A 14,738-nucleotide genomic window follows, 5' to 3' on the forward strand; every position below is an offset into this window, starting at 1 on the left:
TCCCGTGCCCGGCCGACGCTCATTCGTTCAGACACATGAATATTAATCATGTGCACGTCTATTGACGCGTTCACGGCAACTGCCTACGTTCCTGGGAAAGCGCTTCCTATCCGTGATGCGGGGTGCGGCCGTCCGGTGGCCGTTCATGTCGTTGAACCAGCCGCATCGTCGCGCGAGGGAGCCGCCAGGGCAAGGGGCCGGCTGCCCGCACGTGCTCCACCGCACCGGATCACCCCCTTCAGGGCCCACGAGCGGTCTGCCCACCGGCAGGCCGACACCGAGCAACCGACCGAATGGGGAACCGAGATGAGGCGAACAGTCGCACTGCGGCTCTGCGCGGCACTGGCCATGACGGGCCTCGCGACGGCGACCGGTGCCGTGCTGCCGATACCCGAGGCGTCGGCCGCCACCGGCGGCGTCACCGGCTACGCGACCCAGAACGGCGGGACCACCGGCGGCGCGGGCGGACAGACGGTGAAGGCCACCACCGGAACCGCCATCCACGCCGCCCTGTGCGGCCGGGCCAGTGCCAGTACCCCGATCACCATCCAGGTCGAGGGCACCATCAACCACGGCAACACCACGAAGGTGTCGGGCAGCAGCTGCAACACCGCCGCCGGCGTGATCGAGCTGAAGGCGATCAGCAACGTCACGATCGTCGGCGTCGGCGCCGGCGCCGTGTTCGACCAGTTGGGCATCCACCTGCGCGACGCCCGCAACATCGTCATCCAGAACGTGACCGTCCGGAACGTCAAGAAGTCGGGTTCCCCCACGTCCAACGGCGGTGACGCCATCGGCATGGAGCGCAACGTCCGCAACGTCTGGGTCGACCACGTCAACCTGGAGGCGTCGGGCGGCGAGTCGGCGGGGTACGACGGCCTCTTCGACATGAAGGACAACACCCAGTACGTGACCCTGTCCTACAGCGTCCTGCGCAACTCCGGCCGCGGCGGCCTCGTCGGCTCCAGCGAGAGCGACCTCTCCAACAGCTACATCACCTACCACCACAACCGGTACGAGAACATCGACTCCCGCGCCCCCCTGCTGCGCGGCGGCACGGCCCACATGTACAACAACCACTACCTGCGCCTGAACGAGTCCGGCATCAACTCCCGCGCCGGCGCGCGGGCCAAGGTGGACAACAACTACTTCGAGGACTCCAAGGACGTCCTGGGCACCTTCTACACCGACGCGGCCGGGTACTGGCAGGTCGGCGGGAACACCTTCGACAACGTGACCTGGTCCACCCCCGGCAGCGAGAACCACCCGGCCGGACCCAACCCGCAGTCCAACACCACGATCGGCATCCCCTACTCCCACACCCTCGACGCGGCCGGCTGCGTCCCGAGCATCGTGAACCGGACGGCCGGCGCCAACAAGGGGCTCCAGGTGTCGGACGGCAAGTGCTAGGAGGCATCCGACGTCAGAAAACGGTTCAACATCAGAAAACGGATCGACGGCCGTGAGCGGGTCCTGACACAGTGGCGCACTGTGACAGATCTCGAACCTGTGACCGCCACGGACCTGCGGCTCATGCAGGGGCTGGCGCAGCGCGTCACCGCCGCCCGTCCGGACCTGGTGAACAGCGACGCGTCGTTCGGCGAACTGGCCTGGAACTGGGGCAAGGGACATGCCGCCGACGGCGCGAGCTGGACGCGTCGGCTGTGGTTCTCCGGCGGGGACCCGGTGGCGTGGGGCTGGGCCCAACTGCCGCACCGGGTGCGGCGGAACGACGGGTCGGTCAAGGACGTCACCGGCGCCTATCTGGCCCATCAGGTCCACCCCGACCACGCCGGGCTGCTGGACGAGGTGATCGACTGGTACGACGGGACGGCGGTCGGCCTCGACCGTACGGTGCTCGCGTGCGCCGCCGACGAGTTCGCCCTGACACGATGGTCGGCGCACGGCTACGGGACCGACCCGGCCGCGCTCGGCGACACCGGGTCCTGGACGCAGCTCAACCAGCGGGACCTCACCGACGTCGAACAGCCGGTACTGCCGGACGGCTTCCGGTTCCGCACCGCCGACCAGGCCGGGCCTGAGGCCGCGGTGCGGGCCCATCTGGACGCCTGGGCTCCCTCGGCGTACACGGCCGAGGCCTATGAGGGCGTCCGGAAAGCGCCCGGGTACCGCGGCGACCTGCACCTCCTGGTGGAGGCGCCGGACGGGACGATGGCCGCATCCACGATCATGTGGCTCGACGAGGCGAACAGGACCGCCGAGTTCGAACCGGTCGGCACGCATCCGGGCCACCGGCGTCGCGGGCTGGCCCGGGCGATGCTGCTGCACGGGATGCGTCTGGCGCGGGCGGCCGGGGCCACCCACGCGACGGTCGCCTGCCTGGGCGCGCCGGGGCATCCCCAGGCCCGCGCCCTGTACTACGGCGTAGGGTTCCGGAGGTTCACGCGGGACGCGCCGCTCATCAAGACCGCGACCGCGGGCTGAGGACCGGTCGCGCGGGTAGGTGACCCGGTGAACACCCTGGTCGCGGCAGATGGGAAGAACATGCGAGTCCTCGTCATCGGCGGAAGCGGGCACATCGGCACCTTCCTCGTCCCCCGGTTGGTGCGGGCCGGCCACGACGTCGTCACCATCAGCCGCGGCACCCGCAGCGCCTATGCCGATGCCCCCGAATGGCGGCAGGTGCGCCGAGTCGTCGCCGACCGGGACCGGGAGGACGCCGAGGGCACCTTCGGGGACCGGGTGGCCGGGCTGAACCCGGACGTCGTCGTCGACCTGGTCTGTTTCACCCTGGGGGCGGCCATCGCACTGGTCGAGCGGCTGCGCGGCGAGGTCGGACACCTGCTGCACTGCGGCACCGTGTGGCGCTACGGCCCCAGCCACAAGCTGCCGATCTCCGAGCACCCGGGCGGCACCGCCCCGGTCGGTGAGTACGGCATCCAGAAGGACCGGATCGCACGGATGCTGAAGGAGGAGAGCGCCTCCGGGGGCCTGGTGACCACCTCCCTGCATCCCGGGCACATCGTCGGTCCCGGCTGGCACCCGATCGGTCCGCTGGGAAACCTCGATCCCGCCGTCTGGACCACGCTGTCCGCCGGCCGGCCTCTCCGGGTTCCCGGTGGCGGTGCCGACCTGATGCACCATGTGCACGCCGACGATGTCGCCCAGGCCTTCGAACGGGCGATCCAGCACCGGGACGCGGCGGCGGGGGAGGACTTCAACGTCGTCGCCCCCACGGCGCTGAACGTCCGCGGCTACGCCCACATCGCGGCCGGCTGGTTCGGACACACCGCGTCACTGGAGCCGGTGACCTGGGAACAGTTCCGCGAGACCACGAGCTCGGAGTACGCCGAGCAGAGCTGGGACCACCTCCACCGCGACCACTGCTTCAGCATCGAGAAGGCCAAGAGCCTCATCGGCTACGCGCCGCGCTACGAACCCGAGGACGCCGTGCTCGAATCCGTCCGCCGGCTGATCGAGCACGGCGAGCTGAAGGTGGCCAGCCCGCTCGTCGTCTGACGGGACCGCCGCGTCAGGACGTGGGCGGCGGGAGGGACCGGAGCCGGGTGCGCAGGAGGCAGAACTGGTTGCCCTCCGGGTCGGCCAGGACGTGCCAGCTCTCGGTGCCGCTCTGGCCGACGTCGGCGGGCCTGGCGCCGAGAGCGAGCAGCCGCTCCAACTCGGCGTCCTGGTCGCGATCGGTGGCGTTGACGTCGATGTGCAGGGGGAGCTTGCCCCGGCGCGGGTCACTGCTGGGGCTGAGGACGAGAGTGGGCTGCGGGCCGCCGAAACCGACGTCGGGCGGCCCGATCTCGATGCTTCCGTCGTCCTCCCGGCCGAGTTCGACATAGCCGAGGACCTCGCTCCAGAACGCGGCGAGCCGCTCGGGGTCGGCGCAGTCGAGGACCAGCTCACTGATGCGGCATGCCATGCCATGAGTGTACGGAGACGGCCCGGGAGCGGTGGATCCGTGCCTGCACGGCGCCTCAGGCGGTGAGTCTCTTCACTTCAGGTGGCGAACCTCTTCACGAGGTCCCGGAGCCGGGCCACGGCCGAGGCCGCCTGGTCACCGGTGACGGTCGCGCCGGGCATTCGGCTCAGGCGTTCGACCTGGTCGGCGAAGCGTAGACACTCCCGGTGGGCATGCTCCCGGCAGGCGAGGCACGTGACACTTTCCGGACGGGCAGAGGTCATCGCGTAGGGCACCCGGTGTCCGCAACCGGTGGTGACGACGCTCGGCGCGTCGGGCGCGCGGCCCACCGTCGACGCGATCAGGCCGCGGACGTCGGAGCCGGCCTGCACCACGTCCTGCTCCACGTGGATGTGCGGATCGCTCTCGCTCACCTGGGCCCTCCGTCGGCGTCGTCGCGGAACCAGGGTAGTGCGGTGAAGTGAACGAGGACGCGCGCAAGGGCTGGTCGCGACAAGGGCGCATCAAGTGGCTGGTCACAGGCGATACTTCACGGGCGGGGCCGCGGCGGTCCCACGACAGACAGACACGAAGGAGGCGACGTCCGGGTGAGCAGTGCCGACACGGGGATCAAAAAGGTCGAGGTGAGGCTCAAGTGGGATCCGAGCCCCTTGGGAGAGCCGCCTCGCCACCTCGACATCATCGCCGCGACCTACACCGCGGACGATCCCCACGGGACGCCCGTGTACGTCGTCCACTACGACAGCCGGTCACCGGACGGCACCATCAACATGACCCGGCACAGCCAGACCGGGCAGGGGTTCGGCTTCGTCGAGGTGATGGTGCTGGAACTCGACCGGCTGGCCTCCAGCTTCGGTCGCGTGGTGGTCGGGGTCGTCTTTCACCAGCGGGGCGGGAACCGGACCTTCGGCGACCTGACGAACGCCGGTGTGGAGGTCGTCGAGAAGTACACCGAGCTCCTCGTGGACGACTTCGCGCAGGTCGCCGACTCCACCGCCACCACGGTCGCGGAGTTCGTCCGCAACGACTTCGGCGGGTGGGAGTTCCACGAGATGGTCCATGGCTTCGACAGCGACGCGGTGACCTTCGCCCAGGAGATGGGCGCGGTCCGCTAGCCGCACGTCCGCCGGCCGTACGTCCGCTACGGGCGCCGGCGGTGGTGTCGTATCCGCGAGGCCGCGAGGACCACGACGGCCAGCGCGGCCGCCGCTGCCGCCGCCCGCTTGGCGACCGGCACCCCGGCCGTGCGGAAGAGGTCAAGCGGCTCGTCGGGCTGTCGCGTCTCGACATCCCCCTCCGCCTTTCCCCCCGCCTTCCCCTCCGACTCCCTCTCCAGATCCCCCTGTGCCTCGCCCAGTTGCTCGGCCAGGCGTTCGGCGAACCGGCCGACGATGCGGTCGCCGACCTCCGCCAGCACACCGCGGCCGAACTGGGCGGGGCGCCCGGTCACCGTCAGGTCGGTGCGGACCGACACCGCGGTGACCTCGCCCCGCCCCGCCAGCGTGCCGGTCACGGTGGCGCGGGCGGTGCCCTGACCGCGGGTCTCGCGGCCGCTCGCGATCAGCACCATGCGGTGCGCGGTCTCGTCCTGCTCCTCGAAGACGGCGGTGCCCTTGTACGTGACGGTGACCGGACCCACCTTGACCTTCACCGAGCCGGTCACGGTCTTGCCGTCGTAGTCCTCGACGATCGCCCCGGGCATGCACGGCGCGACGCGTTCGATGTCGACAAGCGTCCGCCAGGCCTCGTCGACCGGTACGGGAACGGTGAACTCGTGGTGCAGCTCCATGACTTCCTCCAGACGGGCTTCAGCGGATCGGGCTTCACGAAGAAGGGTGGATGGCCCCCGCCGTCGCGGTCAGCGGGGCTCCGCTGCCGCCCCACCGCAGCGCGACGATCTCCGCGGCGACGGACACGGCGACCTCCTCGGGCGTACGGGCCCCGAGGTCGAGCCCGACGGGGGAGCGCAGCCGGGACAGCTCGGCCCGGGTGAGCCCGGCCTCGGTCAGCCGCTTCATCCGGTCGTCGTGGGTACGGCGGCTGCCCATCGCGCCGATGTACGCGGCCGGCCTGCGCAGCGCCTCCTCCAGGAGCGGTACGTCGAACTTCGGGTCGTGGGTCAGGACGCAGATCACCGTGCGCTCGTCGGTCTCCGTGCGCCGGAGGCAGCGGTGCGGCCAGTCCACGATCACCTCGACGCCCTCGGGGAAACGCTTCGGCGTGGCGAAGACCGGACGGGCGTCGCACACCGTGACCCGGTAGCCGAGGAAGTCCCCGAGGCGGGCGACCGCGGCCGCGTAGTCGATCGCGCCGAACACCAGCATGCGCGGCGGCGGCGCGAAGGAGTGCAGGAAGACGGTGACGGAGTCCTCCCGGCGCTCACCACGCGGCCCGTAGTGCCTCAACCCCGTGGCGCCCAGGGCGAGTTCGCCGCGCGCGTCGGCGCTGACGGCCGCGTCCAGGCCGGTCGTGCCGAGGGTGCCGGCGGCCCGGTCCGGCCACACCGCGAGGGTGGCCCCGCGCGGCGCGGGGCCGTCGGTCACGGTGGCGACGGTGACCGGGAGGCCCGCCGCGACCGTCCGGGCCACCTCGCCGAAGGCGGGATCTAGGGCGGCCGTCACGGGACGTACCAGCACGATGATCTCCCCGCCGCAGGTCAGCCCCACCGCGAAGGCGTCCTCGTCGCTGTACCCGAAGCTCGCGAGCCGGGCCTCGCCGCTCGCCACCACCTCCCGCGCGAGCTCGAACACCGCTGACTCGACGCAGCCGCCGGACACACTGCCCACGACCTCGTCGTCCGGGCCCACGGCCATCGAGGCACCGGGGTCGCGCGGCGCGCTGCGGCTGCGCGCGACGACCGTGGCCAGACCGAACGGCGCACCCGCCGCGTACCAGTCGCCGAGCACCGGGAGAATCTCACGCATCGTTCGCTCCTCTCACCACCGCCGCCAGACGCTCCAGCGCGGCCGGGCTGTGCCCCGCGACGAACGCGTCCACGCTCGGCAGCGCCGCCGCCATCCCGGCCGCCAGGGGCGCGTATCCGGGGCGCGCCTTGCGCGGATTGGCCCAGATCACCCGGTGCGCCAGCCGGTGCAAGCGTCGCATCTGCCTGCCGAGCAGCTCCGGATCGCCACGCTCCCAGCCGTCCGACAGCAGCACCACGACCGCGCCGCGCGCCGTCCCGCGCTGCCCCCACCGGTCCAGGAACTCGCGCAGCAGCTCCCCGAGCCGGGTGCCCCCGCTCCAGTCCGGTACGGCCGCCGCGACCGCGGCCATCGCCAGGTCCGGATCGCGCCGCGCGAGCTCGCGGGTGACCCGGGTGAGCCGGGTGGCGAGGGTGAACACCTCGGTGCGCCCGGAACGGGCGGAGGCGTGGGCGAACCGCAGCAGGGCGTCCGCGTACGGCGCCATCGAACCGCTGACGTCGACGAGCAGCACGACCCGGCGCGGCCGCTCGGCCCGGGCCCGGTGCCGCAGCGGTGCCGGTTCCCCGCCGTGCCGCAGCAGGTCCCGGACGGTCCGGCGCCGATCGACCTCACCGCGCCGGGCCGGCCGCCGGCGCGCGGTGCGCCGCGTCGGGCCGCGTAGCGCGAACGCCGCCAGGAGCCGGCGCAGCCGGTCCCGCCCGGCCGCGTCGAGCTCGGCGATGTCACGGTGCCGGAGCACCTCCGCGGAACTCGCGAGGGCCCCGATGGGCGCGGCGTGCGGCTCGCTCCCGGGGGCCGTCGTACGGGGCGCGTCCCGTACGACGAGTCGCGGCCGTGGCGCGGTCGTCGCGGCGGGCGTACGGCCGTCCGGTGCGCCCCCGGTGTCCACGAAGTACGCCGTGAACACCGTGTCGTAGCGCTCCAGGTCCTCCCGGCTCCCGCACAGCGTCGACCGCCCCGCCCAGTACACGTCCCCGCGCACACCGGGCCGCAGGACGGCCACGGCCCGCAGGAAGGCGTGCACCCGCTCGGTGCTCGCGTCGAGTCCGCCCGCCCGCAGGGCACGGGCGAAGCCGAGGAGGACCGCGTCGGCATCCCGGCCGGTGGCGCAGTCCACGGCGCTCACGCCCCGTGGGCCGCGAGGACCGCGGCCAGGTCGAGCCCCCGTGCCCGCTCGGTGTCCTCCCGGTACTTCAGGACCGAACCCAGGGTCGCCACGGCCAGGTCGGCGTCCACCTCGGAGGCGCCGAGGGCGTCCAGGGCCTCGGCCCAGTCGATGGTCTCGGCCACGCCCGGCGGCTTGACGAGGTCCTCAGCGCGCAGGGCCTGCACCAGCGCGGTGACCTGCTCGGCCAGCCGCGCCGAGACCCGGGGCAACCGCCGCCGCACGATGGCCAGTTCGCGGGCGAAGGAGGGGTGGTCGAACCAGTGGTACAGGCAGCGCCGCTTCAGCGCGTCGTGCACCTCGCGGGTCCGGTTGGAGGTCAGCACGACCACGGGCGGCACCTCGGCGCGCACGGTGCCCAGCTCCGGGATCGTGACCGCGAACTCCGACAGCAGCTCCAGCAGGAACGCCTCGAACTCGTCGTCGGCGCGGTCGATCTCGTCCACCAGCAGCACCGACGGCAGGGTCTGAAGCGCCCGCAGCAGTGGCCGGGCGATCAGGAAACGCCGGTCGTACAGTTCACCCTCCAGCCGGTCGGCGTCGGTGATGCCGGCCGCCTCGGCCGCCCTGAGGTGCAGCAGTTGGCGGGGGAAGTCCCAGTCGTACAGGGCCTGCGAGGCGTCGATGCCCTCGTGGCACTGCAACCGGATCAGCGGGGCGTCGAGCGCCTCGGCGAGGGCGGCGGCGAGCGCGGTCTTGCCGACGCCCGCGTCGCCCTCGCAGAACAGGGGGCGGTGCAGCCCGAGGGCGAGGAAGCAGGCGGCGGCCAGCCCGTCGTCGACGAGATACCCCGTCTTCTCAAGACGGTTCCGAACCTGCTCCGGCCCCTCCATCCGCGTGATCGTCGCTCACCCCATCCCGGCGGCCGTGAGGACCGCCCGCCTGGTCAGCACCCGCGCCAGATGCGCCCGGTACTCGGGTGAGGCCGACAGGTCCTGCGTCGGCCGGGTCCCCTCCGCCGCCGACTCGGCGGCCCGGGCCACGGCCCGTGCGTCCCCGGCACCGGACAGCGCCTGCTCGGCGGCCGGGGCGCGCAGCGGTGTCGGGCCCATGTTGGAGAGCCCGATCCGGGCCTCGGCGATGTGTCCGTCCGTGCGCCGCACCAGCGCGGCCACCCCGACGACCGCCCAGGCCTGAGCCGAGCGCTGGAACTTCTCGTAGTGGAAGCCCCAGCCCCCGGTCTTGGGGATCCTGATCTCGGTGAGCAGTTCGTCGGGTGCCAGCGCGGACTGGAGGTAGTCGACGAAGAAGTCCCGGGCGGTGATCGTCCGCCGGCCCGCCGGGCCGTGCGCGACCAGGTCGCCGTCCAGCGCCAGCAGGACCGCGGAGAGGTCACCGGCCGGATCGGCGTGCGCGAGCGAGCCGCCGAGGGTGCCGCGATGCCGTACGGCCGGATCCGCGACGGTGGCGGCGGCGGCCGCCAGCAGTCCCGCGTGCCGGCGGACGAGCGGGTCGCGGATCAGGTCGTGGTGCGTGGTGAGCGCGCCGACGACCAGCGTGCCGCCGTCCTCGCGCACTCCACGCAGCCCGGGCAGCCGCCCGACGTCCACGACCAGGTCGGGGAAGGCGAGCCGCATCCTCAGCAGCGGCAGCAGGCTCTGCCCGCCGGCCAGCACCTTGGCCTCCTCGCCGGCGTCGGCGAGCGTGCGCACCGCCTCCTCGACGCTGCCGGGACGGGCGTACTCGAATGCCGGGGGAATCATCGGGAGGCCTCCCTCACCGCTCGCCACACGCGCTCGGGTGTACAGGGCATCCGGATGTCGTGGACGCCCAGCGGGCGCAGCGCGTCCACGACCGCGCCCACCACGGCGGGCGTGGCGGCGATCGTCCCCGCCTCACCGACCCCCTTGACGCCCAGGGGGTTGGAGGTGGCGGGTGTCTCGGTCCGGTCGGTCACGAACTCCGGCAGGTCCGGCGCCGACGGTACGAGGTAGTCGGCCGGCGTGCCGGAGACCAGGTTGCCCTCGTCGTCGTAGACCGCCTCCTCGAACAGGGCCTGCGCGATGCCCTGCGCGAGGCCGCCGTGCACCTGCCCCTCGACGATCGGCGGGTTGACGACCCGGCCGACGTCGTCCACGCACACGTAGGAGCGGATCCGGGTGTGCCCGGTCTCGGTGTCGACCTCGACCGCGCACAGATGGGTGCCGTGCGGGTAGGAGAAGGTGTCCGGGTCGAGGACGTGTCCGGCGTTGATGGTGGGCTCCATGCCGTCGGGCAGGTCGTGCGAGGAGAACGTCTCGAAGGCGATCTCCTGGAGGGTCCGGCGGGCGTCCGGGGAGCCCTTCACCGAGAACACCCCGTCGGTGAACTCCAGGTCCCGCTCGCTCGCCTCCAGCAGATGGGCGGCGACCTTGCGGGCCCGCTCCACCACCTTCGTCGCCGCGTGGTGCACGGCCGTGCCGCCGACCACCAGCGACCGCGAGCCGTAGGTGTCCATGCCCTGCGGGGCCGCCCTGGTGTCGCCGTGCACCACCTCGACGTCCTCGAACGGCACCCCCAGCACATCGGCGGCGATCTGGCTCCAGCAGGTCACATGCCCCTGCCCGTGCGGACTGGTCCCGGTGACCACCTCGACCTTGCCGGTGGGCAGCACACGGACGCTCGCCGCCTCCCAGCCGCCGGCCGCGTACCGCAGATCCCTCAGCACCCTGCTCGGCGCCAGCCCGCACATCTCGGTGTACGTCGACACGCCGATGCCCAGCCGCACGCCGTCGCCCCGCTCGTTGCGGTCGGCCTGCTCGGCGCGCAGCTTGTCGTACCCGAACAGCGCGAGCGCCTTGTCGGTGGCGGCCTCGTAGTTGCCGCTGTCGTAGGTCAGACCGGCGATGGTGGTGTACGGGAACTCCTCGTGCCGGATCCAGTTCCGGCGCCGCAACTCCACTGGATCCAGGGCGAGTTCGACCGCCAGCTCGTCCATGATCCGTTCGATGGCGTACGTCGCCTCCGGGCGCCCCGCACCCCGGTAGGCGTCCGTGGGTGTCCTGGTCGTGAAGACGCCGGTGACGTTGAGCTCGTAGGAACCCATCTTGTAGATGCCCGGATACATGAACGCGCCCAGGATCGGGATGCCCGGAGTGACGAGCATCAGGTAGGCGCCCATGTCGACCAGCAGGTCGGCCTTCAGACCGAGGACCGTGCCGTCGCGGGTCGCGGCGATCTCGATGTCCTGGATCATGCCCCGGCCGTGGTGGGTCGCCAGATAGCCCTCCGAGCGGGACTCGGTCCACTTCACCGGCCGCCCGGTCCGGCGCGCGACCGCGAGGGCGATCGCCTCCTCGCCGTAGACCTGGAGCTTGGAGCCGAAGCCGCCGCCCACGTCGGGGGCGATCACCCGCAGCTTGTGCTCGGGCACGCCGGTGACCACGGCGAGCATGACCCTGAGGATGTGCGGGATCTGGGTGGAGGAGTACACCGTGTACTCGTCCGAGGCGGCGACCGGGACGACGACGACCGCGCGCGGTTCCATGGCGTTGGGGATGAGGCGCTGCTGGTGGTAGCGGCGCTTCACGGTGACGTCGGCGCGCCGGCGGACCGACGCGAAGTCCTCGCCGGCCCTGAGCGGCCAGTCGTAGCAGCGGTTGGTGCCCTTGTCGGCGTGGACCAGGGGAGCGTTCTCGGCGAGCGCGGCCTCCAGGTCGAGGACCGGGGGCAGGGGCGTGTAGTCGACCTCGACCGCCTCCAGGGCGTCGGCGGCCGCGTACCGGTCGCGGGCCGCCACGACGGCCACCGGATCGCCGGCGTGGCGCACCTCGTCGACGGCGATCGGCGGGTGGTCGGGCAGCACGATGTCCTCGGTCACCGGCCACGCGCAGGGCAGCGAACCCAGACCGCCCGCGAGGTCGGCGCCGCTGAACGCCGCGACCACGCCCGGCCGTTCGAGGGCGGGTGTGACGTCCACCCGGTCGACGCGGGCGTGCGCCATCGGGCTGCGCAGGATCGCCAGGTGCAGCAGCCCGCCGACACTGATGTTGTCGGTCCAGTTGGTCTGCCCGGTGAGCAGGCGGGCGTCCTCCTTGCGGAGCCGGGCGCGGCCGATCTCCTGGCCGGTCATGTCGTGACCTCCTGTTCGGAGGCGGCCAGGACGGCCCGCACGATGTTCTGGTAGCCGGTGCAGCGGCAGAGGTTGCCCTCCAGGGCGTGCCGGACCTCGTCGGCGGAGGGGTGCGGGTTCTCGCGCAGCAGATCACGGGCCGCCATGAGCATGCCCGGGGTGCAGTAGCCGCACTGGAGGGCGTGTCCCTCGTGGAAGGCCCGCTGGAGTCCGGTCCACTGCCCGTCGCGGGCGAGCCCCTGGACGGTGGCCACGTCGCTCCCGTCCGCCTGGACGGCCAGCACCGAGCAGCTCTTGACGCTCACGCCGTCCAGGTCGACCGTGCAGGCCCCGCAGTTGGAGGTGTCGCAGCCGATCGGGGTGCCGGTCAGACCGAGGCGGTCACGCAGGTAGTGGACCAGGAGAAGACGGGGTTCCACCTCGTCCTGGTAGGCCGTACCGTCCACTTTCACCGAGATGCGGGTCATGTGCCCTCCCAGGAAACACCGGCCGTGATGGGCGTCACTCTAGGACCGGTGCCGGGAAGCGGCGAGGGCCGCCGCATGCCTTTGTTGAGCGTTAATCCGTTGCTGTTGTGGCCGAGGCTCTGATGCACTGCACGGGACCCGCCGCCCCCAGGTTCCAGGAGAAGCAATGCGCACTGCGTCCTTGTCCGCCCAGGAAGGAATGACCCCCATTTCTAAGGACATGACGCTTCGTGCACCTGCTCAACCTCGGGATCCTCGCCCATGTCGACGCCGGTAAGACCAGCCTGACCGAGCGGCTGCTGCACTCGGTCGGAGTGATCGACGAGATCGGCAGCGTCGACGCCGGCGACACGCAGACCGACACCCTCGCGCTGGAGCGCCGGCGCGGCATCACCATCAAGTCCGCCGTCGTCTCCTTCGCGGTCGACGACGTGACGGTCAACCTCATCGACACCCCCGGCCACCCCGACTTCATCGCCGAGGTGGAGCGGGTGCTCGGCGTCCTCGACGGCGCAGTGCTGGTCGTCTCGGCCGTCGAGGGCGTCCAGGCGCAGACCCGGGTGCTGATGCGCACCCTGCGCCGCCTGCGCATCCCCACCCTCGTCTTCGTCAACAAGATCGACCGCAGGGGCGCGGGGGACGAGCGTGTGCTGCGGGCCCTGTCCGAACGCCTCTGCGCGCCCGTCGTCCCGATGGGCACGACCGACGGGCTCGGCACCCGCGAGGCCCGCTTCGTTCCCGGCCCCGGCCCGTCCGCGCTCGACGTCCTCGCCGACCACGACGACGAGCTGCTGTCCCGGTACCTGGAAGGCGGCGTCCCGGACGACCGGCTCCGCGCCGCCCTCGTCGACCAGACCCGGCGGTGCCTGGTGCACCCGGTGTACTTCGGCTCCGCCGTCACGGGCGCGGGCGTGGCCGAACTCGTGGCCGGGATCAAGGAGTTGCTGCCCGCGGCGGACGGCGACCCCGAAGGGCTCCTGTCCGGCACGGTGTTCAAGGTCGAGCGCGGCCCGGCGGGCGAGAAGATCGCCTACGCCCGCGTGTTCTCGGGAGCCCTGCGCATCCGCGACCGGATCCCCTTCGGCGAGCCGCGCGAGGAAGGCAGAGTCACGGCGATCAGCGTCTTCGACCGGGGTGTGGACACTCGGCAGGACACGGTCCCGGCGGGGCGGATCGCCAAGCTGTGGGGACTGGAGGGCATCAGGATCGGCGACGCCCTCGGCGAACCCCGCACGGCACACGAGCACCACTTCGCCCCGCCGACCCTCGAAACGGTCGTCGTGCCGGGCCCGGCCACGGACCGCGGAGCCCTCCACCTCGCCCTCACCCGGCTCGCCGAGCAGGACCCGCTGATCGGCCTGCGTCACGACGAGGTACGCCAGGAGACCTCCGTCTCCCTCTACGGCGAGGTCCAGAAGGAGGTCATCGAGGCCACGCTCGCCGACGAGTTCGGCCTCGACGTCACCTTCCGCGAGACCACGCCCCTGTGCGTCGAACGCCCGGACGGTACGGGCGAGGCGGCCGAGTTCAACAAGCGGGGCGAGAACCCGTTCCTCGCGACCGTCGGCCTGCGCGTCGACCCGGCGCCGGTGGGTTCGGGGGTGGGCTTCCGGCTGGAGGTGGAGCTCGGCTCCATGCCGTACGCCTTCTTCAAGGCCGTCGAGGACACCGTGCGCGACACCCTCACCCAGGGCCTGCACGGCTGGCAGGTCACCGACTGCACGGTCACCATGACCCGTTGCGGCTACTCGCCCCGCCAGAGCCACGCCCACCAGGGCTTCGACAAGAGCATGTCCAGCACCGGCGCCGACTTCCGCGGACTGACCCCGCTGGTCCTCGTCGAGGCGCTGCGCCGGGCGGGCACGCGGGTGCACGAGCCGATGCACCGCTTCCGCCTGGAGGCCCCGGCGGACACGCTCGGCGCCCTGCTGCCGGTGCTGGCCGCGCTGCGGGCGATACCGCGGACGACCGTGACACGCGGCGACACCGGCGTACTGGAGGGTGTCGTTCCGGCAGAACGGGTACATGAACTGGAGCAGCGGCTTCCGGGTCTGACCCGGGGCGAGGGAGAACTGGAGAGCGCGTTCGACCACTATGCGCCGGTCACCCGGGGAATCGTGCCACGCCGGCCGCGTACCGATCACAACCCGCTGGAGCGCAAGGAGTACCTGCTCAACGTGACGCGACGGGTGGGAAGTTGACCTTTCGGGCCGGAAGGTGAAACTTACTCAACAGT

Annotated in this window: 13 protein-coding genes and 1 pseudogene; 5 read left to right on the forward strand and 9 right to left on the reverse strand. The window is 72.1% G+C overall.

Annotated features, from left to right (window positions below; all coding sequences use genetic code 11):
• Window positions 1–306 precede the first annotated feature (306 nt).
• The 3 genes and pseudogenes from SLINC_RS41010 to SLINC_RS41020 all read left to right on the forward strand — a co-directional run.
• Window positions 307–1,407 (forward strand): annotated as a pseudogene (locus SLINC_RS41010) (pectate lyase family protein); the annotation flags it as partial.
• 84 nt (window positions 1,408–1,491) lie between these two features.
• Entirely contained in the window at window positions 1,492–2,445 is a 954-nt protein-coding gene (locus SLINC_RS41015; protein WP_182449263.1) for a GNAT family N-acetyltransferase, read from the forward strand.
• A 27-nt stretch (window positions 2,446–2,472) separates the two neighbouring features.
• Entirely contained in the window at window positions 2,473–3,480 is a 1,008-nt protein-coding gene (locus SLINC_RS41020; protein ID WP_225988459.1) for an NAD-dependent epimerase/dehydratase family protein, read from the forward strand.
• 13 nt (window positions 3,481–3,493) lie between these two features.
• Here SLINC_RS41020 and SLINC_RS41025 read toward each other — a convergent pair whose 3' ends face one another.
• Complete coding sequence (locus SLINC_RS41025) at window positions 3,494–3,892, reverse strand: VOC family protein (RefSeq protein ID WP_067443498.1); 399 nt, start codon at window positions 3,890–3,892, stop codon at window positions 3,494–3,496.
• Window positions 3,893–3,969: 77 nt separating this feature from the next.
• Window positions 3,970–4,305 (reverse strand): hypothetical protein, encoded by a 336-nt coding sequence (locus SLINC_RS41030; protein WP_067443499.1) that lies wholly within the window; start codon window positions 4,303–4,305, stop codon window positions 3,970–3,972.
• 111 nt (window positions 4,306–4,416) lie between these two features.
• Here SLINC_RS41030 and SLINC_RS41035 point away from each other — a divergent pair, with 111 nt between their 5' ends.
• Complete coding sequence (locus tag SLINC_RS41035) at window positions 4,417–5,007, forward strand: TerD family protein (protein ID WP_220472927.1); 591 nt, start codon at window positions 4,417–4,419, stop codon at window positions 5,005–5,007.
• A gap of 26 nt (window positions 5,008–5,033) precedes the next feature.
• On the opposite strand, the gene SLINC_RS41040 is transcribed toward SLINC_RS41035, so the two are convergent.
• From SLINC_RS41040 to SLINC_RS41070, 7 genes are read right to left on the reverse strand one after another with little or no spacing between them, the layout of a single operon-like run.
• The gene (locus SLINC_RS41040; RefSeq protein WP_067443501.1) at window positions 5,034–5,681 is read right to left on the reverse strand and encodes an SRPBCC family protein; all 648 of its coding nucleotides are present in this window, start codon (window positions 5,679–5,681) and stop codon (window positions 5,034–5,036) included.
• A 34-nt stretch (window positions 5,682–5,715) separates the two neighbouring features.
• Window positions 5,716–6,816, reverse strand: coding sequence for an XdhC family protein (locus SLINC_RS41045; protein WP_067443502.1), 1,101 nt, complete (start codon window positions 6,814–6,816; stop codon window positions 5,716–5,718).
• Entirely contained in the window at window positions 6,809–7,945 is a 1,137-nt protein-coding gene (locus SLINC_RS41050; protein WP_067443503.1) for a vWA domain-containing protein, read from the reverse strand. The genes SLINC_RS41045 and SLINC_RS41050 overlap by 8 nt, the downstream gene beginning before the upstream one ends.
• Window positions 7,942–8,817, reverse strand: a complete 876-nt coding sequence (locus tag SLINC_RS41055) for an AAA family ATPase (RefSeq protein WP_067443504.1) — start codon at window positions 8,815–8,817, stop codon at window positions 7,942–7,944. The genes SLINC_RS41050 and SLINC_RS41055 overlap by 4 nt, the downstream gene beginning before the upstream one ends.
• Before the next feature lie 15 nt (window positions 8,818–8,832).
• On the reverse strand, window positions 8,833–9,687 hold the full coding sequence (locus SLINC_RS41060; RefSeq protein ID WP_067443505.1) for an FAD binding domain-containing protein: 855 nt from the start codon (window positions 9,685–9,687) through the stop codon (window positions 8,833–8,835).
• The gene (locus SLINC_RS41065) at window positions 9,684–12,035 is read right to left on the reverse strand and encodes a xanthine dehydrogenase family protein molybdopterin-binding subunit (RefSeq protein WP_067443506.1); all 2,352 of its coding nucleotides are present in this window, start codon (window positions 12,033–12,035) and stop codon (window positions 9,684–9,686) included. The genes SLINC_RS41060 and SLINC_RS41065 overlap by 4 nt, the downstream gene beginning before the upstream one ends.
• Window positions 12,032–12,502 carry a (2Fe-2S)-binding protein gene (locus SLINC_RS41070; protein WP_067443507.1) on the reverse strand — a complete coding sequence of 157 codons (471 nt, stop codon included), beginning with the start codon at window positions 12,500–12,502 and terminating at the stop codon, window positions 12,032–12,034. The genes SLINC_RS41065 and SLINC_RS41070 overlap by 4 nt, the downstream gene beginning before the upstream one ends.
• Window positions 12,503–12,732: 230 nt before the next feature.
• Here SLINC_RS41070 and SLINC_RS41075 point away from each other — a divergent pair, with 230 nt between their 5' ends.
• On the forward strand, window positions 12,733–14,703 hold the full coding sequence (locus SLINC_RS41075; protein WP_067443508.1) for an elongation factor G: 1,971 nt from the start codon (window positions 12,733–12,735) through the stop codon (window positions 14,701–14,703).
• Window positions 14,704–14,738: the final 35 nt, after the last annotated feature.

This window comes from Streptomyces lincolnensis, from assembly GCF_001685355.1.
In the GTDB taxonomy this organism is placed as follows: Bacteria; Actinomycetota; Actinomycetes; order Streptomycetales; family Streptomycetaceae; genus Streptomyces; species Streptomyces lincolnensis.

Coding starts and splice junctions, on each gene's coding strand:
- SLINC_RS41025 (WP_067443498.1), bottom strand. CDS start 3,892: ATGGCATGCCGCATCAGTGAGCTGGTCCTCGACTGCGCCGACCCCGAG.
- SLINC_RS41040 (WP_067443501.1), bottom strand. CDS start 5,681: ATGGAGCTGCACCACGAGTTCACCGTTCCCGTACCGGTCGACGAGGCC.
- SLINC_RS41045 (WP_067443502.1), bottom strand. CDS start 6,816: ATGCGTGAGATTCTCCCGGTGCTCGGCGACTGGTACGCGGCGGGTGCG.
- SLINC_RS41055 (WP_067443504.1), bottom strand. CDS start 8,817: ATGGAGGGGCCGGAGCAGGTTCGGAACCGTCTTGAGAAGACGGGGTAT.
- SLINC_RS41060 (WP_067443505.1), bottom strand. CDS start 9,687: ATGATTCCCCCGGCATTCGAGTACGCCCGTCCCGGCAGCGTCGAGGAG.
- SLINC_RS41065 (WP_067443506.1), bottom strand. CDS start 12,035: ATGACCGGCCAGGAGATCGGCCGCGCCCGGCTCCGCAAGGAGGACGCC.
- SLINC_RS41070 (WP_067443507.1), bottom strand. CDS start 12,502: ATGACCCGCATCTCGGTGAAAGTGGACGGTACGGCCTACCAGGACGAG.